The sequence below is a fragment of the Streptomyces anulatus genome (assembly GCF_000721175.1).
In the GTDB taxonomy this organism is placed as follows: Bacteria; Actinomycetota; Actinomycetes; order Streptomycetales; family Streptomycetaceae; genus Streptomyces; species Streptomyces anulatus_C.
The window spans coordinates 83,492-106,332 of record NZ_JOEZ01000001.1 but is presented as its reverse complement, the minus strand read 5'-3'; the positions used below and the strand labels follow the sequence as shown (position 1 = coordinate 106,332).

The 22,841-nt window shown below is 70.6% G+C and carries 20 protein-coding genes, 1 tRNA gene and 1 pseudogene; 7 read left to right on the top strand and 15 right to left on the bottom strand.

Translation table 11 applies throughout. The features are described from left to right. Together IG90_RS0100500 and IG90_RS45425 are read right to left on the bottom strand one after the other, a co-directional pair. The gene (locus IG90_RS0100500) at nt 1-471 is read right to left on the bottom strand and encodes a cation:proton antiporter regulatory subunit (protein WP_030575726.1); all 471 of its coding nucleotides are present in this window, start codon (nt 469-471) and stop codon (nt 1-3) included. Between the two features lie 190 nt (nt 472-661). Then, nucleotides 662-835: pseudogene (locus IG90_RS45425) on the bottom strand (flavoprotein); the annotation flags it as partial. 224 nt (nt 836-1,059) lie between these two features. Between IG90_RS45425 and IG90_RS0100495 the strand changes: the two are divergent. Then, nucleotides 1,060-1,704, top strand: a complete 645-nt coding sequence (locus tag IG90_RS0100495) for a dihydrofolate reductase family protein (protein WP_030575724.1) — start codon at nt 1,060-1,062, stop codon at nt 1,702-1,704. Nucleotides 1,705-1,781: 77 nt separating this feature from the next. Here the strand turns inward: IG90_RS0100495 and IG90_RS0100490 are convergent. The 4 genes from IG90_RS0100490 to IG90_RS0100475 form a co-directional block, all read right to left on the bottom strand. Continuing rightward, nucleotides 1,782-1,872, bottom strand: a tRNA-Ser gene (locus tag IG90_RS0100490). Nucleotides 1,873-1,962: 90 nt separating this feature from the next. Next, a complete protein-coding gene (tadA, locus tag IG90_RS0100485) occupies nt 1,963-2,391 on the bottom strand; it encodes a tRNA adenosine(34) deaminase TadA (protein ID WP_030575722.1) in 429 nt (142 codons plus the stop codon). Between the two features lie 202 nt (nt 2,392-2,593). Next, on the bottom strand, nt 2,594-3,148 hold the full coding sequence (locus tag IG90_RS0100480; RefSeq protein ID WP_030575720.1) for a tRNA adenosine deaminase-associated protein: 555 nt from the start codon (nt 3,146-3,148) through the stop codon (nt 2,594-2,596). Nucleotides 3,149-3,377: 229 nt separating this feature from the next. Beyond that, nucleotides 3,378-3,620: a hypothetical protein gene (locus IG90_RS0100475; protein WP_030575718.1), complete on the bottom strand. Its 243-nt coding sequence runs from the start codon at nt 3,618-3,620 to the stop codon at nt 3,378-3,380. Between the two features lie 102 nt (nt 3,621-3,722). Between IG90_RS0100475 and upp the strand changes: the two genes are divergently transcribed. After that, nucleotides 3,723-4,358, top strand: a complete 636-nt coding sequence (gene upp / locus IG90_RS0100470; protein ID WP_030575716.1) for a uracil phosphoribosyltransferase — start codon at nt 3,723-3,725, stop codon at nt 4,356-4,358. A 139-nt stretch (nt 4,359-4,497) separates the two neighbouring features. On the opposite strand, the gene IG90_RS0100465 is transcribed toward upp, so the two are convergent. The 4 genes from IG90_RS0100465 to IG90_RS0100450 all read right to left on the bottom strand — a co-directional run bounded on the left by IG90_RS0100465 (nt 4,498) and on the right by IG90_RS0100450 (nt 8,149). After that, nucleotides 4,498-5,100, bottom strand: coding sequence for a LytR C-terminal domain-containing protein (locus IG90_RS0100465; protein ID WP_030575715.1), 603 nt, complete (start codon nt 5,098-5,100; stop codon nt 4,498-4,500). Between the two features lie 204 nt (nt 5,101-5,304). Continuing rightward, complete coding sequence (locus IG90_RS0100460; protein WP_003967677.1) at nt 5,305-5,601, bottom strand: type II toxin-antitoxin system VapB family antitoxin; 297 nt, start codon at nt 5,599-5,601, stop codon at nt 5,305-5,307. Nucleotides 5,602-5,808: 207 nt separating this feature from the next. Then, nucleotides 5,809-7,338, bottom strand: coding sequence for a M28 family metallopeptidase (locus IG90_RS0100455; RefSeq protein WP_030575713.1), 1,530 nt, complete (start codon nt 7,336-7,338; stop codon nt 5,809-5,811). A gap of 175 nt (nt 7,339-7,513) precedes the next feature. After that, nucleotides 7,514-8,149 (bottom strand): HhH-GPD-type base excision DNA repair protein, encoded by a 636-nt coding sequence (locus IG90_RS0100450; protein ID WP_030575711.1) that lies wholly within the window; start codon nt 8,147-8,149, stop codon nt 7,514-7,516. A 252-nt stretch (nt 8,150-8,401) separates the two neighbouring features. Here IG90_RS0100450 and IG90_RS0100445 point away from each other — a divergent pair, with 252 nt between their 5' ends. Further along, complete coding sequence (locus IG90_RS0100445; protein WP_030575709.1) at nt 8,402-9,289, top strand: eCIS core domain-containing protein; 888 nt, start codon at nt 8,402-8,404, stop codon at nt 9,287-9,289. 88 nt (nt 9,290-9,377) lie between these two features. Here the strand turns inward: IG90_RS0100445 and IG90_RS0100440 are convergent, their stop codons facing one another. Further along, entirely contained in the window at nt 9,378-10,727 is a 1,350-nt protein-coding gene (locus IG90_RS0100440) for a COG1470 family protein (RefSeq protein ID WP_030575707.1), read from the bottom strand. Between the two features lie 213 nt (nt 10,728-10,940). On the opposite strand from IG90_RS0100440, the gene IG90_RS0100435 reads away from it, so the two are divergent. The 4 genes from IG90_RS0100435 (at nt 10,941) to IG90_RS0100420 (ending at nt 16,940) form a co-directional block, all read left to right on the top strand. Further along, nucleotides 10,941-11,567, top strand: a complete 627-nt coding sequence (locus IG90_RS0100435; protein WP_030575705.1) for a helix-turn-helix transcriptional regulator — start codon at nt 10,941-10,943, stop codon at nt 11,565-11,567. Nucleotides 11,568-11,708: 141 nt separating this feature from the next. After that, nucleotides 11,709-13,853 carry a VWA domain-containing protein gene (locus IG90_RS0100430; RefSeq protein ID WP_411572597.1) on the top strand — a complete coding sequence of 715 codons (2,145 nt, stop codon included), beginning with the start codon at nt 11,709-11,711 and terminating at the stop codon, nt 13,851-13,853. Nucleotides 13,854-13,896: 43 nt separating this feature from the next. After that, nucleotides 13,897-14,697, top strand: coding sequence for a Pvc16 family protein (locus tag IG90_RS0100425; RefSeq protein WP_030575701.1), 801 nt, complete (start codon nt 13,897-13,899; stop codon nt 14,695-14,697). A 59-nt stretch (nt 14,698-14,756) separates the two neighbouring features. Then, nucleotides 14,757-16,940, top strand: coding sequence for an AAA family ATPase (locus IG90_RS0100420; protein WP_030575699.1), 2,184 nt, complete (start codon nt 14,757-14,759; stop codon nt 16,938-16,940). A gap of 25 nt (nt 16,941-16,965) precedes the next feature. Here IG90_RS0100420 and IG90_RS0100415 read toward each other — a convergent pair whose 3' ends face one another. The 4 genes from IG90_RS0100415 to IG90_RS45420 all read right to left on the bottom strand — a co-directional run bounded on the left by IG90_RS0100415 (nt 16,966) and on the right by IG90_RS45420 (nt 22,600). Beyond that, on the bottom strand, nt 16,966-17,364 hold the full coding sequence (locus IG90_RS0100415; RefSeq protein ID WP_030575697.1) for a hypothetical protein: 399 nt from the start codon (nt 17,362-17,364) through the stop codon (nt 16,966-16,968). Then, nucleotides 17,364-17,645, bottom strand: a complete 282-nt coding sequence (locus tag IG90_RS0100410; protein ID WP_030575695.1) for a hypothetical protein — start codon at nt 17,643-17,645, stop codon at nt 17,364-17,366. The genes IG90_RS0100415 and IG90_RS0100410 overlap by 1 nt, the downstream gene beginning before the upstream one ends. Nucleotides 17,646-17,780: 135 nt before the next feature. Next, nucleotides 17,781-18,455, bottom strand: coding sequence for a leucine-rich repeat domain-containing protein (locus tag IG90_RS0100405; protein ID WP_030575693.1), 675 nt, complete (start codon nt 18,453-18,455; stop codon nt 17,781-17,783). Nucleotides 18,456-18,469: 14 nt separating this feature from the next. Further along, a complete protein-coding gene (locus tag IG90_RS45420) occupies nt 18,470-22,600 on the bottom strand; it encodes a phage tail protein (protein ID WP_233435850.1) in 4,131 nt (1,376 codons plus the stop codon). Between the last annotated feature and the right edge of the window lie 241 nt (nt 22,601-22,841).

The following is a 22,841-nucleotide window of genomic DNA, read 5'->3' as shown; positions in this document are numbered from 1 at the left end:
TCAGCCCTCCGCAATGATCTCGGAGAGCGCGTCGACGCCCTCACGCGTACCGACGACGACGAGTGTGTCCCCGATGGCCAGTCGAAAATCCGGTTCCGGCGACGGGTGCGCGCTGTGGGTGCGCAGCACCGCCACGATGGACGCCCCGGTCCGGGTCCGCGCCCGCGTCTCCCCCAGCAGCCGCCCGCCGTACGGGGAGCGGGACCCGAGCGGGATGTGCTCGGTGACGAGGTCGATGCCCTCGGTCCGTACGGCGTCGATGGGCGCCGGATCGATGAGGTGCGCGAGCGCGGTGGCCTCGGACGTCGTCAGGGGGACGGAGAGTTGGCACGCATCAGGGTCGTCCTGTTCGTAGAACCCGATGAACCGGCGACCGTCGTGGTGGACGACGACCGAGATGTGCTGCCCCGTCTCGGTCGTGAAGTCGTACTGAGCACCCACTCCGGGCAATGACGTGCGGCGGGTTCCCATGGCTTCCTCCCGAGACGTGCGGCCGTGCGCGCGCACGTGGTGGTCTCTTTATTCGGCCATTACCTTATCGGGCGGCGAGGATTCGCCGAGGGGCCGCAGCCCGACGCCGTACGGGAACGGGGCCATGTGCCCTTGCTCTGCCCTGGCCGCCATGTCCGGAATTCGCCCCTGGTCGGCGGGGCGGGCTCACCGCCTCGACGGCCGCCGTGTCGAGGAGCCCGAGCCCCTGCGGGGTGGCGATGACGCCCACGTCCCAGCCGGCGTCCTGCGCGGCGGCGAACAGCCGGTCGGCATCACGGGCCACCCCGGCCGCGCACACGACGACGTACAGGAACGGCTTAGAGCCTGTCGGGTGGCCTTCGATCGGAAAGCGGACGCGCTCTGGTGCGTGCGATTCCGAGGCGCCGAGAGGGTCCTCGTAGCGGAGCTACCAGGGCGTTTCGGCAACGCCGGAAGCGTGCGTGCCTGCAGCGTACGGTGGGCGCGGGGCGCCAGTCGGAGGGAACCGGGTGCACCGGCACCGATGAGTTCCGGCGGCGCATCCGGTCCTACGACCGACATCGGGAACACGGAACACAGGAGGACGGCGTGGCTCAGCTACTGAGGGTCCAGAACTTCAACGTCTCGAGTGACGGGATCGCCGCCGGTGAGGACCAGACCCTGGAGCGGCCGTTCGGTCACGTCGCCCCCGAGCGGCTCTTCTCCTGGGCCGGCGCTACGGCGAGCTGGCCCATGCGCACGGACCCCGGCGGCAGCCGGGGCCTGGACGACTACTTCACGCGGGACTACGCGCGCAACATCGGCGCCGAGATCATGGGCCGCAACAAGTTCGGCCCGCAGCGCGGCCCTTGGGAGAACCACGAGTGGCGCGGCTGGTGGGGCGAGGAGCCCCCGTTCCGCACGCCGGTGTTCGTGCTGACCCACCACGAGCGGCCGTCGATCACCCTGTCGGACACCACGTTCCACTTCGTGGACGACGACCCGGCGACGGTCCTCGACCGGGCACGGGAAGCGGCGGGCGGCAAGGACGTCCGGCTCGGCGGCGGAGTCACCACGATCCGCGAGTTCCTCGACGCCGGCCTGGTCGACACCCTGCACGTGGTGGTCTCCCCGGTGAAGCTGGGAACCGGCCTGCGCCTGTGGGAGTCGCCGGACGAACTGCTCGACCGCTACCACCTGGAGGCGGTGCCCAGCCCGAGCGGCGTGACGCACCACCTGTTCTGGCGGAGGTGACGGCGGGGCCGGGGCCGCACCTGACGGTACGCGAACGCCCTCCTGGAATGCGTTTCCGCGTTCCAGGAGGGCGTCGATGGCGGTAGCGGTGGGATTTGAACCCACGGTGACGGGTTACGCCACACTCGCTTTCGAGGCGAGCTCCTTCGGCCGCTCGGACACGCTACCGAGAGAGAGCTTAGACCATCCCGGGGCGTGGACAGAAATCGGTTCTCGGAGGCGTGGAGCTCCGCGGCCGAAGCGCCCGGAGGCACGGGGTCAGAGCGCGCGGAAGAAGGCCGTCAGCTGCTCGGCGCACTCGTCCTCCAGGACGCCGCCGATCACCTCCGGGCGGTGGTTGAGGCGGCGGTCGCGGACGACGTCCCAGAGGGAGCCGGCCGCGCCGGCCTTCTCGTCGCGGGCCCCGTGGACGACCCGGTCGACCCGGGACTGGACCAGGGCGCCCGCGCACATCGTGCAGGGCTCCAGGGTGACCACCAGCGTGCAGCCGGTCAGGCGCCACTCGCCGTGGGCCTCGGCCGCCCGGCGCAGGGCCAGGATCTCGGCGTGCGCGGTCGGGTCGCCGGTGGCCTCGCGCTCGTTGTGGGCGGCGGCGAGCTCGGTGCCGTCGGGGCCGAGGACGACGGCGCCGACCGGCACATCGCCGGCCGACGCCGCCCGCGCGGCTTCGGCCAGGGCGCGGCGCATCGGTGCCTGCCAGGGGTCGCGTACGGGATCGGGTACGGGATCCGGGGCGGGCTCGGGTGAGGGGATCGGCGGTCGTGCGGTCACCCGCGGACCCTAGCGGACGGGAAGGGACGGGACTGGGACTGGACAGGCGGTGGAGGGCCGGGGTGTGCGGACGGGAGCGTGGAAAGTGCCCTGCGGGGAGGCGGTCCGGATCCGGGCCCTAGCGGACCGACTCCAGGACCTCCGCCGCTCCCACGGCCTCCGCGATCTCCGCGAGCGCGTCGGTCTGCAGGGTGAGCAGCTCCTTCTCGGACATCCCGAGGTCGGCGAGGACCCCGAGCTCACCGATCGGCCCCGCCGGCACGGCGTCCGGGTCGGGGGCGTCGTCGTCCGGGTCGGCGGCCGCGTGGGCGGGCCGTTCCGGTTCGCCGTCCTCGGTGCCGTCGAGGTCGACGAGCTCCTCCAGTGCGGCGATCTCGTCCTCGGCCCCTGGTTCGCGGCCGAGCACTTCGTCGGTGAGCAGGATCTCCCCGTAGGAGGAGCGGGCGGCGGCGGACGCGTCCGAGACGTAGATTCGGGGGTCCTCCTCACCGTCCACCCGGACGACGCCGAACCAGGCGTCCTCCTGCTCGATGTAGACCAGGACCGTGTCCTCGTCCACCGAGACCTCCCGGGCCAGATCCGTCAGATCGGACAGGGTCTCCACATCGTCGAGCTCTGTATCGCTCGCTTCCCACCCGTCTTCGGTGCGCGCGAGCAGTGCGGCGAAGTACACCGTGACTCTCCCACTGGTCATAGGCGAATCGGTCCGACGGGAGGGCGAACGGTGATCCGTCCGTCCTGAGCCCCGCCCAATCGGCATCGTGGCAGAAACAAGCGCCGTGCGAGACCTCTTCGACCGTTGCGTCGGCCATCAGTTCCAGGAGTGCCTGGTCGGCCCTCTCCCTGACGCGCCGACCGGCGAGGGAGTGCGCCGGTGGTACGGGAGGGCTCCCGGACCGGTCTCACCAGCGGAAAGTGCGCATCCGCATCTGTTGCCGCATCCGGGCGGCACGGGCCCGGCGCGGCTGCACCCGGTCGCGCAGCTGCTTGGCCTCATGGAGTTCACGGAGGAACTGGGCGCGTCGGCGGCGGCGGGCCGCGTCACTCTCCTGCGCGTCCTCGACGTCACCCGCCGCGCCCTCGGCGCCGCGCCCGTCGCGCGGTCCGCGCGCGGCCGGGTTGCGCCGCAGTTCCCCGTCAGCCATCGACACACCACCCCAGTGCTGGGTCCGTATGCCCCCACCTTCCCCCCGAACAGGTGGTTGATGCCAGCGCAGAGTGCCGGGCGGCGCGGTTACTGTTGACGCATGCGGATCCACGTCGTCGACCACCCGCTGGTGGCGCACAAACTCACCACGCTGCGCGACAAGCGCACCGACTCCCCGACCTTCCGGCGGCTCGCCGACGAGCTGGTCACCCTCCTCGCCTACGAGGCCACCAGGGATGTGCGCACCGAGCAGGTCGACATCGAGACCCCGGTGACGCCCACGACCGGGGTGAAGCTCTCGCACCCCCGGCCCCTCGTCGTCCCGATCCTGCGCGCCGGCCTCGGCATGCTGGACGGCATGGTGCGGCTGCTGCCGACCGCCGAGGTGGGCTTCCTCGGCATGATCCGCAACGAGGAGACGCTCCAGGCGGAGACGTACGCGACCCGGATGCCCGAGGACCTCTCCGGCCGCCAGGTCTACGTCCTGGACCCGATGCTGGCCACCGGCGGCACCCTCGTCGCGGCCATCCGCGAGCTGATCAAGCGCGGCGCCGACGACGTCACCGCCGTCGTCCTCCTCGCGGCGCCCGAGGGCGTCGAGGTGATGGAGCGCGAGCTGGCCGGCACCCCGGTCACCGTCGTCACCGCCTCCGTCGACGAGCGGCTCAACGAGAGCGGCTACATCGTGCCGGGCCTCGGGGACGCGGGCGACCGGATGTACGGCACCGCCGAATAGCCGGACAGAGGCCGGACAGGGTCCGGACCTTCCCGATTTCGCGCCCCGCTCCGGCGCCGTACGGTCTCGTACGGTGCCGGAGCGGGGCGCGCTCCCGTGTGCGGGGCTCAGCGGTTCATCTGGTCAGCGGTTCAGCGGTTCAGCAGGAGGGGGACGGGGCCGGGGCCGGCTTCGTCACGGCCGCCATCGCCGCGGTGGCCTCCTGCGGGGTGCTGAACGCCTTGAACTTCGCCCCGAGGATCAGGTCGACCTCGCCCGTCTTGCGGGTGTCGGTCTTCTGCACCGTGCCGGCCAGCTGGGTGCCGAGCACCGTGAAGCTGCCGTTCGTCGCGGTCGGTGCGCCGAGCAGCAGGCCCGCGCCCGGCACCTTCTTGTCGTACTCCTTCGACGCGTTGCCCACCTCGCCGATGGTGAACCCGCGCTTCTTGAGTTCCTCGGCGGCGGATTTGGCCAGCCCGCTGCGCGTCGTCGCGTTGTAGACGTTGACCTTGATGGCGGCCGGTTTCGGCAGCGCCTTGGCGGGGGCGGCCGACGGCTTCGGGGTGGGGCAGTCCCGCTTGTGGCCGGCCGCGCCGGCGCTCTTGTCGCCGCCGGTGAAGACGTCGATGAGCTGCAGGGTGCCCCAGCCGGCCAGGCCGAGGGCCACGACGGCTCCGAGGCCCGCGAGGACGAGCCTGCGGCGGTGCCGGGGGCGGCGCATGCGGGGGTAGGTGTCGCCCGTGATGCGGTACTTTCCGCCCATGCCGGGGGGAGTGAGCATGCTCATGGACGCAGCGTAGTGCGACGTGGTGATGATGCGTACTAAATGATCAGCGTATGGCACCCGGATGAGCGTGAAAGCACCCGAAAGGCCCGAATCAGGACCTCGGTGGAGTGCGGAACCCCGGTGGGCTGTGCAGGCGCCTCGCGGTGGCCCAGGGCCGGGTGCGCGGGTGCCGGGGCGGTGTCAGCCCAGGTCGAGGACGCGGGCGTGCAGCACCTGGCGCTGCTGGAGCGCGGCGCGGACCGCCCGGTGCAGCCCGTCCTCCAGGTAGAGGTCGCCCTGCCACTTCACGACGTGCGCGAACAGGTCGCCGTAGAACGTGGAGTCCTCGGCGAGGAGGGTCTCCAGGTCCAGCTGGCCCTTGGTGGTCACGAGCTGGTCCAGGCGAACCGGACGCGGCGCGACGTCCGCCCACTGGCGGGTGCTTTCCCGGCCGTGGTCGGGGTATGGCTTCCCATTTCCGATGCGCTTGAAGATCACACGGAAAGCCTACCGGGCAAGGGCCACCGGGCGCAGCCAGGAAGCTCGCCGTGATGCTCCACGACGCCGGCGCAAAGGCCGTATAGCGCCGAATAGGGTGGGATACCTGTACAGGGTCCGTCAAGTGGATGCGAGAAAGCCCGGTACGGAATCCGTACCGGGCTCCCTCCTGCGTGGTTCGCCGCTTACGGGCTCCGGGGCCGGCCGCTACTCCGTGTCCCGGCCGTGGCCCTCGCGCAGGCCGCCGCCGCTGCCGGGCGTTCCGGTGCCGGTGCCGGTCTCGGGGGTGACCGGGCGGGTCAGGGAGCGCAGATCGTGGGCGTACGTCCCGACGGCGTTGGCGATCACGTCGATGTTGGTGTCGAAGTGGCCCATGTCGATGTTGTCGAGGTCGTCGCAGGCCGCGTGGTAGCAGGGGTCGTACGCGATCCCCGCCTCGCCGCCGAACACCTCGGCCTGGGCCGCCGTCTTGATGCCTTCGGCCCCGGTGTCCGTACCGCCGGAGGGGATGCCGGCCTCGATGAACGGCCCGTAGTCCGAGCGGCCGGTGAAGTCCGTGCCCTCGTGCGGCTTGCCCTTGCCGTCGAGGAACTCGTTGATGTCGCGCTCCAGCTGGGCCGAGCCCTCCGGGCCGGGGCCCTCGCCGACCTCGTCGGAGTTGTCGCCGTCGAAGACGAACTGGACGCCGTTCGGCGAGGCGATCATGTCGAAGTTCAGGTAGAGCGCGATCTGTTCGCGCTGCTTCTCGGAGAGTGCCTCGACGTACTTCTCCGAGCCGATCAGACCGTTCTCCTCGGCCGACCACCAGGCGAACCGCACCTTGTTGGCGGGGTCGCTCTTCGACTTCGCCAGTTGCAGGGCGACTTCGAGCAGGCCGGCGGAGCCGGAGCCGTTGTCGTTGATGCCGGGGCCCTCGGTCACCGAGTCGAGGTGGGCGCCGAGCATCACGGTCCGCGCCGCGTTGCCGCCGGGCGTCTCGGCGATCACGTTGCGGGTGGGGCGGTCCTCCTGGAGCTCGCGGATCTCGAAGGAGACCGTGACCTCGCCGCCCGCGAGGTCGGCGACGAGCTTCTCGCCCTCCTCCCGGGTGAGGCCGCCGGTCGGGATCCTGCCGGCGGCGACCTCGCCGAGCGTGCCGGACAGGGCGCCCTCGACGTTGTTGTAGATGACCGCTCCGGCCGCGCCCGCGTCGGCGGCGGCCGCCTGCTTCCCGGCGAAGGAGCAGCCGCCGCGCTTGATCAGCGCGATCTTGCCGGTGAAGTTCGCGGAGGCGTAGTCGGCCGCCTCGCAGCCCGGCGTCCCGTCGTCGGGCACGGCGAGGAGCTCTGCCGTCAGGCCGCCCACCTTCGTCGACGGCGTGTACGTCATGGCCTTGATCGTGACGTCGCGGGGCGTCGGCGTCACCACGGCGAGCTTTTCGGCCAGCGTCTCCGTGTAGACGAAGCGGAAGTTCTCGTACGAGACCTCGTACCCGGCCCGCTGGAGCAGGCGGTAGACGTACGCCGCCGAGGCGTCGTGGCCCAGCGAGCCGGCGGCGCGGTGGCCTTCGGCGGAGTCGGCTGTCGCCTGGAACCGCTGGAGGTGCCGGTGGGCGTCGCGTGCGGACGCGTTCCTCACCAACTCCCGTGACAGCTTGGCTGCTTCCTTCCCGGGGTCGTGCGGTGCGGGGCGTCCGGGGTGGGGGGACGCGGCCAGGAGGAGCGGCGTGGCCAGGGCGGTGGCGGCCACGACAGCCATGGCTCTGCGACGTGTTGCGTGCACAGGAGTCCTTCCGGTCTGAACGACTGGATCTCTGAACGGCTGAACGAATGTGCTGCGCAAGTTAGCGAGTGGGGTGACGCCTGTGAACCGGTGTGGCAGATTCCGATCGGCGGGGCGGGGGGGTATCGGCCTGTTCCGGCGCAGGGGCGCGTCACTTCTTCCGCGAGCTGCCGGGCTTCCTGGCCGCTTCGGCCGCCTTCGCCGCCGCCTTTGCCTCCTGTTTGTACGCGCGCACTTCGGCGAGCGACTCCGGGCCCGTGATGTCGGCGACCGACCGGTGCGATCCGGCCTCTCCGTACGGGCCCGCCGCCTCCCGCCACCCCGTCGGCCGTACGCCGAACTGCTTGCCGAGCAGCGCCAGGAAGATCCGGGCCTTCTGGGCGCCGAAGCCGGGCAGCGCGTTGAGGCGTTCCAGCAGCTCATCGCCGGTCGCGGCGGTCCGCCACACCGCGCTCGCGTCGCCGTCGTACTCCGCCACCAGGAACTGGCACAGCTGCTGCACCCGCTGGGCCATGGAACCGGGGTAGCGGTGCAGGGCGGGTTTGGCGGTGAACAGTTCGGTGAAGGCGTCCGGGTCGTAGGCGGCGATCCGCCCCGCGTCCAGGTCGTCGGATCCCATCCGTTCGGCGAGGGTGTACGGGCCCGTGAACGCCCACTCCATCGGCACCTGCTGGTCGAGCAGCATGCCGACCAGGGCGGCCAGCGGGCTGCGGCCGAGGAGCTCGTCGGCCTCCGGATTCTGGGCGATCCGCAGGGTGATGTCCTCGCCGCCGTCGCTCGTGGTCATGCTGCCGATCATCGCGAGCCCGGTGGACGACGGCGACCGGGACTGCGCCGATGGCCTCTTCCTGTCGGCCGAAGGGAGTAAGGGGAGGACAGACCGGAGGGATGGCCGTGGTGTGCGCGTCCGTCCGTGCCGCCGCGCTGCCCGATGAGGCAGTTCCGGATGCCCCGGCCGGGCCGCGGCGCGGGCTGGACGCTCCGGGGGCCGCGCCGTAATCGTGGAATGCCGAGGACGGTGCGGTCAGGGGAGCTGAGCATGGACGCGCACGACAGTGAGCAGGAACACCACGAGCACCACGGACACGGCGTGGGCGCCGGGCGGGAACAGGCCCGCGGGCGCGATGAGCAGCGTGGTGAGACCGCCGCGGAGGCGCCTGGCGAGCAGGCCCACCACGTCTTCCGGGCAGCCGCCGCGGGTCGGACCGATGTGGTGGGGGCGGCCGGGATGGGACTGCTCCAGCGGACGGCGGGCAACGGCGCGCTCGGGGCGATGGTCCAGCGGGCCCGGTCCGGGACCGCGGAACCCACCGCCGAGCACGCCGAGCAGACCGAGCGGGCAGAAAGGGCGGGGGAGCAGCGGTCGCCGGTGCATGACGTGGTCTCCTCCGGCGGCTCGCCCCTGGACGCCGAGACCCGTACGGACATGGAGAGCCGGATGGGCGCGGACTTCTCCGACGTGCGCGTCCACCACGACTCCGCCGCGCACGAGTCGGCGAAGGGCGTCGGCGCGCACGCGTACACCGTCGGCAACAACGTGGTGTTCCAGCGCGACGCCTACGACCCCGCGTCGCCGCAGGGCCGCACCACGCTGGCCCATGAGCTGACTCATGTGATCCAGCAGCGCAACGGCCCGGTGGAGGGCACCGAGGCTCCGGGCGGCATCCGGGTCAGCGACCCTTCGGACCGGTTCGAGCGCGAAGCCGTCGCGAACGCGGACCGGGTCCTGGCCGACCCCGCGCCGGAGGCGGCCCCGGCGGCCCCCGCCCCCGTATCGGCCCCCGCGCCCGCCGCCGCTTCCGCTGTCCAGCGGTCCGCCACCGAGGACGAGGACGAGCAACCCGCCGACGTGCAGGGGTCGTTCGTGCAGCGTGCGACGGAGGAGAAGCCGGGGGAGGAAGAGGAGGAGGAGACGCCCCCGGCCTGACGGGAGTGCGGGGCGCCCCCGGTCCGACGGAGTCCGCGTCGTCGGCCGGCCGGCCGGCTCGCGGTGCGGGCGCGTGTGTGTGCGTGCGTCAGCCTGCCGTGTCCGGGCGCATCGTCCCGCCCAGGAACATCGAGGACGAGCACCGTGAGGGGGCCGGAGCGCCCACCGGCTTGCCGACCCGCCTGCAGTCGATCGTCATCGTGACCTTGCCGCCCGCGGGCACCAGGATCGGGGTCACGAAGTGGTAGTCGGAGTCGCGGAAGTTCTCCAGCCCGAGGGTTAGGACCCGGGTGTCCTCGCCCGCCGTGACGGTGACCGTCCCTGCGTCGCCCTGCGGGTTCTGCACCACGATGTCGGTGAGCTGGAAGGTGTGGCCGGCCGGTACCTCCAGGGCCGTCCCGGTGTTCGGGCCGCCGCCCACCGCGTCCCGCACCCGGGCCTGCGCGCTGGTCGGGGCGCCCGCCGCCGCGTCGCCGCCACCGGTGCCGCCCGGGGCGGAAGGTCCCGGTGACGCCGTGGGCCCGGCCGAGCCGCCGCCCGTTCCCGTTCCCGCTCCGGCGGAGTCGCCGCCCCCGGAGCCCGCGCCGCCCTGCCCGCCCTCCTCCGGGGCCTTGCTCTTCCCGGCCGCGGCGGCCGACCGCACCGCCTCGGGAGTGACCGCCTCCCGGGCCGCGGACTTCACCGCCGGGCGCAGCAGCGCGTACCAGAGGCCCACCAGGACCAGGAGCAGCAGAGCGGCGGTGATCAGGGCCCGGGGCAGCCAGCGCGGCAGGATGGGCTCCTGCTGGTAGGAGCCGTCCACCAGCACCGGGGCCGGCGGTTCCTCGCCCTCGGGCGGCTGCGGGGCGGCGAACACCTGGAAGGCGTGCGTCACCGGCGTACCGCGCCACATCCGCTTCGCCGGGCGGACCCGCAGCTTCGCGAACTCCGCGTGCCCCGGCTCGATCCGGAGTTCGGAGGCGGCGAACACCACCCGCGCCTGCTCCGTACCGGGCTGGGCTCCGAGCCGTACGGTCACGGGGGTGTTGCCCCGGTTGTCGACGGCGAACTGGTGCCGTCCGCTCCGCGAGCCGTTCGAGCTGCGCGGGACCAGTTCGGCGGTCGTCTCGGTGAACGGCAGGACGGTCACCCGGCCCTCGGGCACCACCGTGTCTCCCTGGTCGCCGGTCGGCATCACACGGATCCCGAACGTCGTCCCGCCCGCCAGGACCGTCGCGTCGCGCGGCGGGCGCAGGACCAGCGAGACGGTTCCGGAGTCGCCGGGGTACAGGGACAGGACCGCGGGCTCCACCGCCGACCAGGCGGCACACGCGCCGACCACCTCGAAGCGGTATTCCTCGACGGTCCGGCCGGAGTTGAGGATCTGCAGGGGAAGGGCCGTCTCCTCGCCCGGTGCGACGGTGACGGACGACGCGTCGAGGCTTGCCGTAAGACTCATACGGCGGACCGTAGAACCGGGCCGGGGGGCGGGCACCGGTCACGGAGGAACACTTTCGGGCAGATTCGGTGCCCGTAGCAACCTTTCAGTTTCCTCGCGTGGAGATACGGGAATCCTCAGACCGCCTCACATCGGATGGGGCGGACGACTACAGCTGTGGAGCTTGTGCCTGCTGTGTGACGCTTCCGGCTGGTGCCCAGGGGGAGCATTCGCATGGAGCGCATCACTGTCGTTTTACGTGCGCAGGACCCGATTTCCCAGGCCGGAGTGGCCAGTCAGCTACGAGCCCGTCCCGAGGTCAGTGTCGTCGACCGGGACGACGGCGAGGTGGCGCCGCAGGTCGTGGTCATGGTGGTGGACGCGGTGGACGACGAAGTCCTGCGAGTCCTGCGCAACATCCAGCGCACCAGCAGCTGCCGCACGGTGCTGGTGACCACGGACATCGACGAGCAGAAGCTGGTGAGCGCGGCGGAGTGCGGGGTCGCGGGGGTCGTCAGACGGTCCGAATCGACCCCGGAGCATCTGGTGCAGGTCATCGGCACGGTGGCGCGGGGCGAGGGGCATCTCCCCTCCGACCTGCTCGGACGTCTCCTCGAAGAGGTCGGCAGACTCCAGGGGCAGGTGCTCGGTCCGCGCGGTCTGCACTTCACCGGCCTGGCCGCGCGTGAGGTGGACGTGCTGCGCCTGGTCGCCGAGGGGTACGACACCGCGGACATCGCGACGAAGCTGGCGTACTCCGAGCGCACGATCAAGAACGTGCTGCACTCGGTGATGACCCGTCTGCAACTGCGTAACCGCTCCCACGCGGTGGCCTACGCGATGCGCCAGGGCCTGATCTGACGGTCCCGGCCTCACGAACCCCGTTGCACCATCGGGCAGTCCGGCCTTCCCGTGGAAGTGGCTCGCCTCTCTCTGTACGGGGACGGCCGGCGCGCGACGGTGGTCCCCGGGTACCGGGCAGGACGCTGGGAGGGGAACGCTGTGCGGTGGTTTCAGCCAGGCACCGGGCCGGGAGTGCGGGCGGGCCGCCGCAGCAGGGCGGGGACAGTGCGGGCGGTCGGCCGCAGCAGGGCGCGCCGCCGGTCGGCCGCGTGTGTCCTGCTCCTGCTGGCCGCCGGGCTCGCCCCTGCCTCGGGCGTGAGCGGAGTGGCGTCGGCCGTGCCCGTGCCGCCGGAGCCGTGGGTCACCCCGGCGACGCTGGAGGAGGCGCTCGACCCGGGCGGTTCGACGGGGGTGGACAAGCAGGTGCGGACCCCGGCGATCCCGCCCCGGCCGGATGTGGTCCTGCTGGTGGACGGTACGGCGAGCATGGCCGACCCGATCGCCAGCGTCCGGGAGAACCTGCCCGACATCACCGGCAAGATCCTGGCCGAGCAGCCCGACTCACGTTTCGCGGTGGCCACGTTCGGCGACCAGGAGGGCGATGTCGACGCGGGATTCCAGGTCTTCACGGAGTTGACGGACGACCTGGTGAAGGTGCAGGAGGGCGTCGACCAACTGAAGACCGATCTCGGTGGTGCCAGCCGGGGTCCTTCGGAGGACTGGATCAACGGGCTGTGGCAGATCGCCGACGGCGCGGGCGGCACGACGGTGTTCCGCGAAGGCGCGAGTCCGGTCGTGGTGCTCGTCGGGGACGCCTCCAGCCATTCGCCCAGCAACGGCCACACCATCGACGACACGATCTTCGCGCTCCAGGACAAGGGCGTCCGGGTGATCGGGGTCGATGTGGAGAGCACGATCGGCGACGGCCTCAACGGCAACGGCGACGCCGGGAACCCCGACTACGTCGAGGACCCGCCCACCACGCCGGGCCAGGCCACCCGCATCATCGAGGCCACCGGCGGCCGGCTGCTCGAAGGCATCGACGGGGACCGGGTCGCCGAGGCGATCGTCGACGGCTTCGACAACCTCCCCACCTCCGTGGGCCACCGCCTCGACGCCTGCGACCCTCATCTGACCGTCGCCCTCGACCCGCCCACCCGGCAGCTCACCAGCGGCGGGACCGCGCACTTCGCGGAGACCGTCGATGTGTCGGAGGACGCCCCGCAGGGCACGACGCTGACCTGCACCGTGCAGTTCCTGCTCGGGACGCAGGTGCCGGGGACGGACACGATCGGGCCCGCCGCCGTGCCCGACCCCGACTTCCAGCAGCAGATCAGCATCGCCGTCAACGACGTCGACGTGCCCGTCGTCACCGTGGACGACCGTACGGCCAGGGCCCCCGACGACGACGGTGCCCGTATCGAGTACACGGCCACGGCGACGGACCCGCAGGACGGGGCGCTGCCGGTGACCTGTACCCCGCCGTCCGGATCGCTCTTCCCGGTGGGAACGACGACGGTCACCTGTTCCGCCACGGACTCGGCGGGCAACACGGGGGCGGACACGGCCCGGTTCGAGGTCCTGGAACCCGTCGTCCCGCCCGACCCGCCTGCACCGTCGGACCCGCCTGCCCCGCCGCCGCCCCCGCCGCCCGCCTCGGACCTCGCGGTACGGGCCGATGTCAGCCCGGACCGTACGTACGTGGGGCGGCCCGCCGCAGCCCGGTTCACGATCACCAACGCCGGCCCGGACACGGCGACCGGCGTCGTCCTCGGGACGGCCTGGCCGAGGACGGCCGAACCGAAGGACCGGAACCTGCCCACCCTGAGCCGGTGCACGGCGGCGCGGCCCTGCACGATCCGCGCCGGGGACCGGGTCGAGGTGACGCAGATGGCGACCTACCGGGCGGCGGTCACCGGAGACGTACGGGCCACCGTGCGCGGCACCCTGCCCGACGGGCGCACGGCGAACAACCGGGACGTGGACCGGCTGAGGGTCCTCAAGCCCTCGCTGACGGTCACCCCGCAGGTGGCAAAACCGGGGCAGCCGGTACTGGCCCGGGGCAAGGACTATCCGCCGGGCGAGACCGTACGTTTCACGTGGAACATCGGCATCACCGCGGACCGGTCCGGCGTGCGGGTCGGGCGGGACGGCACGTTCGAGGTGCAGGTGCTGGTCCTGCGCAAGGACACGCTGGGCCCGCGCGTCCTGCGGGCGGAGGCCCAGGATCTCCCCCGCCTGCGGAAACCCGTCCTGGTCGTGCAGCGCAACCTCCAGCCCCCGGACTTCGCGGGCCGGTCGTGAGTGCGGTCATGAGTGTCCTCCGCGCGTCGAAGGCGGTCATCGGATGATCCATGAGGTGGACGACGTCCTACGGGCCCTGATCCGGGCCGAGGTGCTGGAGGGCCGCCAGATCGCGGTGGTCTTCGACGCCCCGACCCGGGAGTGGGCGGCCAAGGTCAACGCCCCGATGGTCAACCTCTACCTCTACGACATCCGCGAGGACATGCGGCGGCGGGAGCGCGGCCTGCACAACGAGTACGACGAGCGCGGCGCGATCGTCGCGCGCCGCCGCCCGCCCCGCTTCTTCAAGCTGTCGTACCTGATCACGGCGTGGACGAAGCGCCCGGAGGACGAACACCGCCTGCTCTCCTCGCTGCTGGCCTGTCTGCTGCGGTACGAGGCGCTGCCGCCGGAGCGGCTGGCGGGCTCGCTGGCCGAGGTCGGGGCCGCCGTCCCGATGTCGATCGCGCTGCCGCCGCCGGAGGACCGGTCGTTCGCCGATGTGTGGAGCGCGCTCGGGGGCGAGCTGAAGCCCTCGCTGGACCTGGTGATCAGCGTTCCGGTCACGGCCTCGCCGGTCTACGAGGCGGGCCCGCCGGTGGGCGACGAGGGGCTGCGGGCGGAGTTCGGGGACGTGCCCGAGCCGGTTCCCGGGGAGGGCGCGGGCGTGGGCGCGACGGAGGCGCAGCCGGGCCGGCCGGGTCTGCCGGTGTACGGGTCGCGTCCTGGCCGACCGGCCCGGGAGCCGGCGCGGGCCCCGGGCGGTGAACGGGGACGGGCGGTGTCCCTGCGGATTACGGAGCGGCGGGGAAGGCCGGTGGAGGAGACCGGCGCGCCCACGCCGCCTTCGGGACGGGACGCATGAGCGGGGCCTTGGGGACGGGACGCATGAGCGGGCTGGATGCCGACGGGGGCGCGGAGCACATGACGTCGCGGGATGCCGTCGACCCGGACCTTCGCCACCTGCTCGCCCGGGCGGCGGCCGTGGAGCGGCGCATCCGGCACGCGGTGGAGCTGAGGCGGAGCACCGATCCGGACCCGGACGACGACTTCCGGGGGCTGTATCTGACGGACGAGAACATCGTGCGGCTGCTGGACGAGGAGGGGGCCAGGGGGTTTCCGACACTGGAGGAGCCTCTGGCCGGGGGCGAGTCGAGTGCTGCTCCGGACGAGGAGGAGGCAGGCTCCCGACTGGCCCGCCTCGCCCGGGAGTTCGACCTCACCGCGCTCGACACGGAGATCCTGCTCATCGCGCTCGTGCCGGATCTGGACGACCGCTTCGAGGCGTTCTACGGCTATCTCAACGACGACGTGTCCCGTCGCCGGCCGTCCATCGGGCTGGCCCTGGGCCTGTGCGGCGCGGCCCTCTCCGACCCGGCGGCCCGTGCCCGGCTGGCGGCGGGGGCGCCGTTGCGGGCCGGCGGCCTGCTCCTGGCGGAGGACCTGAACCGCCCGTTCCTGAGCCGTGCGCTACGGGTGCCGGACCGGGTGGCCGCGCACCTGCTGGGCGACGACACCGCGGACCCTCGACTGGCGGACCTGCTGGCCCCGTGGCAGGCCGTGCCCGGGGTGGGCGACCCGGCACCGCTCGCCGGGGTCCTGGCCGAGGGCGTCGCGCTGGCCTACCTGAGCGAGGACCAGGGCGGTGCGGGTACGGCGCTGGCAGCGTCGGCGCTGACGCGGGCCGGCCGGGGGGTCCTGGGCCTGGACCTGGCCCGGCTGGCGGAGGACCCGTCGCCCGCCGAGGCGGTGAGCGCCCTGGTCCGGGAGGCGCGCCTGACCGGGGCGGGCCTGGTGTGCGCGCCGCTGGACGCGGTGTCCCGGGAGCGCCCGGGGCTGCTCAGGCTCCTCACGGCCACCCCGGTCCCGACGATCCTGGTGGGCCGGGCGCCCTGGGACGCGTCCTGGTCGGCCGCCCCGCCCCTGCTGCTGCACGCGCCCCGGGTGGAGCCGTCGGCGCGGGGGGCGCTGTGGCGGGAGGCGTACGAGCTCGTGTCGGCGCCTGGAGACGGGCATGGCCACGCGCCTGGAGACGGGCATGGCCGCAGGCCTGGAGACGGGCATGGCCGCAGGCCTGGAGACGGGCATGGCCACGCGCCCGGGACCTCCACGCCGCTCCCGCCCGCCATCGCCCCGGACCGCCTGCTGGCCCCTTTCCTTCTCACCCCGGAACAGATCACCGGAGCCGCCCGCTCCGCCGCCCAAGCGGCCCGTCTGGCGGGCGGCGAGCTCACCGCGGACCACGTACGCCGTGGGGCCCGCGCCCAGAACGCGGCGGGCCTGGACCGCCTGGCCCGCCGCATCGAACCCACGGTGACCTGGGACGACCTGGTCCTCCCGCCGGACACCCACACCCAGCTCCGCGAACTCACGGCCCGCGCGCGGCACCGGGACCGGGTGCTGGGGGAGTGGGGCATGCGGCCGGGCGGGGGGAGGGGCCGGGGGGTGTCGGCCCTGTTCGCAGGCGACTCGGGCACGGGCAAGACGATGTCGGCGGAGGTGATCGCGGCGGACCTCGGCCTGGACCTGTACACGGTCGACCTGGCGACGGTGATCGACAAGTACGTGGGCGAGACGGAGAAGAACCTGGAGCGGATCTTCACGGAGGCGGCGGGGGTGAACGGCGTGCTGCTCTTCGACGAGGCGGACGCGATCTTCGGTAAACGCTCGGATGTGAAGGACGCCCACGACCGCTACGCCAACGTGGAGAGCGCGTACCTTCTGCAGCGCATGGAGTCCTTCGACGGCCTGGCCATCCTCGCCACCAACCTCCGCGCCAACCTGGACGACGCCTTCACCCGCCGCCTGGACCTGGTCATCGACTTCCCGGTCCCGGACCCCGGACAACGCCTCCTCCTCTGGGACCGCTGCCTTGGCCCGACGCTCCCGCGCGGCACGGACCTGGACCTGCCCTTCTGCGCCGAGAACTTCGAGCTGGCGGGCGGCAACATCCGCTCGATCGCGGTGACGGCGGCGTACCTGGCGGCGGACACGGGGGGCGCGGTGACGATGGAGACGGTGATCCACGCGATCCAGCGGGAGTACCAGAAGCTGGGGCGGCTGACGCTGGCTTCGGAGTTCGGGCCTTACCTGGGGCTGGTGACCTGAGGCCGCCTGAGGGCGAGGGCTGGGATCAGACCTTGACGATGCGCACGCGGTCGCCGCAGAGCATGGTCAGGTCCTCGGGATCGGAGGTCAGGACCACGGCCGGCTTCGGAGCGTGGAGCGCGGTGGCGGCGACCACGGAGTCGATGGCGTACTTGTGCCCGTGAAGGCCGGCGTTGACGAGCAGTGCCATCGCCGTACGCCCTATCTCCTCGGTGACCGGTTCCACGTTCAGCCGGGACACGGCCCAGTTGAATCGGGCTGAGTTCACTCGCGCGTGGTGTGCCTCGATGAGGGTGAGGATGCTGGTCACGACCCGCATGTCCTCCTGCTCGGCCCCGCGCACCAGCGCCATGACCCGGCGGTCGTCGGCGATCACCTTCGACAGCCCTTCGCTGTCCAGGACGAGGGTGCCCGGCCGGTTCATCAAGCCGCGCTCCCCACGCCGCCGTCGGCGTCCCCGCGCAGCAGGGCACGGGCGGCGTCGACCTCCGCCTGGCTGAACTCACCGTGCTCTGCCTCGTGGGCGGCGGTCAGCTCCGCGAGGTTGTCCCGCTCGATCTGGCGCTGCACGGCGGCGTCCACGTAGGCGGAGAACCCTCGCTTCCCGACGCGCGCGCGGACTGCGGCGATGTTGCCGGAGTGCAGGCTGACGGAGACGTTGGCGGTGGGGCCTTCACCGGGTCTGTAGGTGACCTCTTCGCTCATGGGTCCATTCTAATACATCTTCTATCAGAAAGGGGCCTGCGCACACGCATGGCGTGGCTGAGCGGCAGGGGCGAGGGGCCTGCGCACAGCCGCTGGGAGCGCTCTGTGGCTTGCCGAAACGCGAGGGGCGGGCGCTCATGCGAAGGGCACCAGTTTTTCGTCCTCGAAGTATCGGAATACTCTCTCGGGGTTTCCGGACAGCAGTGAGGTCACGTCGCTCTCCTGGACAAGAGGGTGTGCGTACTCAGGTGAATCGGTCAGCCCCAGCCCAGGACGACACAGGCGATATTCATGGTTCTTCTTGTAACAAGAAACAGGAATCCCTTGGGCGTGCAAGTGATGAGTGAGCTTCCATTCCAACTCGTCCGACCTCAGTACGCGGCAGCCGCGTTCTACCAGGCTGGGGACCAGTTTCCTGTAGGAGTGCTCGGACAAGGGGTTGCCTGTGACGTCAAGGTTCTTGAGCCGCGGAGTGCTCATCAGCGGCGAGATGTCAGTAATGAAATTCCGTGGGATGTAGCAGCTGAGAAGAGGGAGGGTGGAAATGTCCGTGACCGATCTCAGCCCGCTGTCCCGAATGGTCAGGGTGTCCAGGGCTCGGAGGCCGTCAGCCTCGTTGAGTTCCACCGGATCACACCCGACCAGGATCAGCACTTCGATGTTGCGGCACTCCTCCCATCCGGATAGATTCCTTGCGCCACGAACGTGCAAGTCTGTGATGCTGTCGTACTCCTCCTTGGTGAAAGGTTCGTCATGTCCGATGGTGCGTACCAGTGACTTGCGCAGAGCGGGGTCCTGAATGGCGCTCATGCTATTTCCTCAGATCACGCGGTGTGGGCTTCTATGAGTTGGTTCAGCTTGCGGCGGAGGCGCTCGAACGACTTCTCCTGCGCCGCCCCCAATTCATCGATGTCGAAAGGCTGGCGCTGCTGGTTGGCTTCGCCCACTCGATCGGGTTCGATGTTCAAGGACTTGTAAGTCGCCATGATCTTGAGCTTCCTCTGGGCTGGAGTGAAGTCTGATGTGTCTCCGTTCCACATGAGCTTTCCCTCTTCAAGCAGCGCACGCAGCTTCTCAAGGAAGGCGACAGGCTCTCCCTGGGGGTTGTTGCCCATGAAGTCGGTGAAGTAACCCCGTAGGCTGTCATGCCACTTCTTGTCGCGCCCATTGAATATAGGGTTTCCGTCTTGTGTCATGAATGCACCCACGTGTGCGTCCATGTCGTGACTTTCTACCGTGTCTGTGCTGTCGGTGAGACGTACCTCCCAGATGACGTCGGTCGTGAGTGACCGTAAAGCGTCCTGCAGGTCAATCCAGCCGGACGAGGTCTGTGTGCTGCCCCGCGCCATGTCGGCTTCGAGAATCTTGATCATGAGGTTGGTCGGTATCCATTCATGGTGGCCGTCCTCAAGGGCGCGGAACTCTCCCTTGAGCCACTTCCGATGAGGGTTCTCCCCTGGGCCGGGCTCATCCCAGAGGCGCTTGAGGTCGCCCAGGCTGACCTCTCCTGACCGACCAGATTTTGCCATATCCTTGAGGAACGGGATGAGCTTTCTTCCTCCTGCCGCCTCTTTGAGCTTTGGGTCCACTTCACGCTTCGGGGTGGGTAGAGAGGAGAACCTGCCGTACTGGCTGTCCTCGTTGAATGTCAGGCCGTCCAGCTTGGCCTTGAGATCAGGGTTTCCCTTGATTTCGTCCTTGGCCTCGGCCTTGAGCTTTTCTTCCGCCCCCTTGCCTGCTTTTTCATAAAAGGCAGAACGTGTTGAATGTGTCGGATCCGGATTCAGGGCGTGGAGAGCGTATTGCTTGAAGGCGTCTGAGTCTGCCCCCTTCTTCCTGGTGATGCCGCCATTCGTTGAAGGGGTGAAGTACCCCATGAGATTCCGGTGTGTCGATTCCTCCTTCAGGTGGTTGACAGCCTCGGTTTCAAAGCCGTTGAGTTTGGATTCCGATTCCCAGGCGGAAGTCTCGCTGAGCTGCGATTTCCACCAGTATTTCTTCAGCTCCTCGGCGAAGGTCATCCCGTATGCGGGAAGGTGCACGTCGATATTCGGTATGAGCGCCTTGCCCGCCACGCTCTGTGGGCTGGCCTTCGCGATGATGGTCGTCTCACCCGCGCCGTCGGCGACGTGTTCGGCGTGCAGAGATTTCAGCCCCTTCGGGCGAAGCCGCGTGGCGATTTCGGCGACGACATCGTCCAGCTCACTTTTTCTGGAGAAGGGGGATGAGGTCGGCTCCGCCAGCAGCCTGCGGGCCTCTCGTTTAACATCGAGGCTCTTCTTCGTCTCACCGGTGGGGCCGGAATCCTTGGAGGGCTTATTCTTGTCGCCCTTCTTTCCTCCGAGCTTTTTCCAGAGTGCTTTTCCTTTCCTGGCGATGAAGTCGACGATCTTGTCGATCGCCCGTGTCACCGGCCGTGACACCGACTGGAAGACCGACTTGACCTTGTTGGCCAGGCCGCCGATGCCCAGCAGGGCGGCGAGGAAGCCGATGAGGAGGGGGACGCTCGTGGCGAGGGCGGTTTCGATGAGTTTGGGGACGCCGGCCTGGCCGCCGTTGGCGATGGCGATGACCGCGTCCAGGACGGCGTTGACGAAGTCGATGATCTGGGCGCCCTGGGTCACGATGAACGTGACGATGTCGATGATTCCCTTGACCGCGCGGACGAACGCCGAGGCGGGGTTCAGCAGCGAGATGATCCAGGTGATGCCCGCGATGAGGACGGTGGGGATGAGGTAGGTCGTGAGTTTGCTGAGGATGGTGGCCTTGAGGTCGCCCGCCTCGGCCTGGATTTCCTTGACGGCGCCGGCGGGGCCCTCGGCGGCGATGTTCTTCGCGACCGGGACTGAGGTTTCGACCGCGCTCATCGCCTCGTCGGGGACGCCCTTGCGGGTGACGCGGGTGCGGATGTTGTCCCAGGTCAGGCCGAGCATGGAGCCGATGAGCTGGATGATGCCCTTGAGGTCGAACTTCTGCGGGAGGTCGAGGCCCGCTTTGACGGCTGTGCCCAGGAGCCAGGAGACGACGCCGGTCTTCAGGTGGTCCGCGATGTTCGTGATGAAGAGGTTCAGGCCCGCGCCGACCGCTTTCACCAGGTTGCCCAGGAAGCCGATCGGGTCCTTGATGATCTTCATGATCGCGGAGGCGGCCTTGGCGAGGATGCCGAGGAGCAGGTTCTTCAGCTCGTTGATCGTCTTGATGGCGCCGGCGATGGCGTCCTTCGCCTTGTCGATCAGGCCCCTGTTGGCCTCCTGGAGCTTCTTGATCTCCTCGTCGATCTTGTTGAGCGCGGCGGTGTACTTCTGGGCCAGGTCCTGGACCAGCTGTTCCGACTTCTCGTCGACAGTGGCTTCCAGGTCGTCGAACTTGCCCGCGAAGTCCTTCGCCGCGTCCTCGCCGAACTGCTTCAGATCGGCGGGGAGTCTGTCGACCTCGGCCTTCAACTCCGCCCGGCCCTTGCCGATACGGGCCTTCGCCTTGCCCAGTTCGGCACCGATGATGTCGGCCACCGAGGAGATGACCGTCCGCATACGGGACACGTAGAGCTTGCGGGACTCCTGGTAGAGGTCGTTCGCCTCCTTCGGCAGGCCGGCGAACTTGTCCTTGACCCAGCGGCCCTTCCCCACGAGGCCCGAGTACCGCTTGTCCTTGTACTTCCTCATCCGGCTCTTGTGGTCCGCCGTAAACGCGTCCCGCGCTGATTTCTCGCCCGACGTGAACGCCGTGTCGACCTTCTTGTCCAGGCCGGACAGGGTGTCCTCGACGTCCTTCTTCGTGCCGTCGTACACCTTCTGGAGCTTCGCCGTGACCTCGGCGCGTTTCTTCTCGTCCTTCGACTTCGTGTCGTTCTTGCCGCCGTCGACCTGTTTGCCGGCGGCGGCACGGGTGGAGGTGAGGCCCGCCATCGCCTGGGCCCCGGAGGCCGCGGCGTTCTCCTTGGCGGTGGAGAGCTGCTGGTCCTCCGCCGCCCTTCCCTTCGCGGGGGCCTTCGCCGCGTCCGCCTCGGAGGTCTTCTTCGCCGACAGGGCCTCGTCGAACTCCGGTTCGTTGCCCTTGGCGAGCTGTTCCTCGGTGACCTCGGCGTCCGCCATCGCCTTGTCGTTCCCGGCCGGTCCTTCGGAGAAGTCCGTGACGGCCGCGGGCTGCTTCTCGGGCACCGCGTCCGTCGCGGAGGGGGCGCCCGGGCTGCCCGGAGCCTGGTCGGGGGAGAGCGGGGTGACGTCCTTCTCCTTGGCGGCCGACGTGTCCGGCGGGGCCTTCGTCGCCGTGTCGATGTCCTTGGCGGAGGACTCCTTGCCGTCGGTGACCTTGCCGTCGACCTCGGCCTTGACCTGGTCGGCCTTACCGGACTTGGCGAACTTGTCGGCCTCGTCGAGGTTCTTCGGCGCCTGCGCGTCGATCGCCTTGTTCACCGCGTCGACGAACGCCTTCTTGTCGAACTCCCCGGGCTTCGCCGCGTTCATCTTCTCGGCGTTCGCCGCCTTGCCCTGGGCCTCCTTGTCGTCCGGCGGGGCCACCGCAGCGTCCTGCGACGCCTTCGACTCCGCCGCCGCCGGGGCGTGCGCCGCGATCCGGGTCTTCTTCGCCGCCACGTCGGCCTTCACGTTGCGGAAGCGGGGCGACTGCGCCGGGGACGGCTTGACCGGCGCGGTGTAACGCTGGGCGACCAGCCGGGACACCGCCCCGTTCCCGGCCATGCGCTGGAGCCGCTGGAGGGAGCGGCGGTCGGGGGGCCGGGCCGTGGCCGCCCGCTCCGTGCGCGGCCCTTCCGAGCGGGAGAGTTCGAGGTCCGGGGCGAGTACGGGTGAGTCGAGCTCCGGAGCGACTGAGGGTGAGCCGAGGGCCGGAGCGTGTGCCGTCCCGAGGTCCGGGGTGTGTACGGCGTCGAGTTCCGGGGCGCGTACGGCGCCGTGATGCGGTGGCGTCGCGGAAGGCTTCTCCGGAACCGCCTTCATCCGCCCCTCCCGCCCCTCCGCCCCCGCCGGCCGGAGGCCGCCCGGATGTGGGGCCCGCCCGGATCTGGTGCGTGCGTGGTGGCCGCCAGCGTGCCGGGGAACCCGGCGACGTGCGCAGCGCGGGCGGACCGCGTACGGGGCAGGGCCGGGCGGCACCCGCGGCGCGGTCGCGTTGCCTCATCGGGCAGCCCTCGATGCGCGGCAGGGCGGCCGACCGTCCGTTCCCGGTGATCGCTCCCGT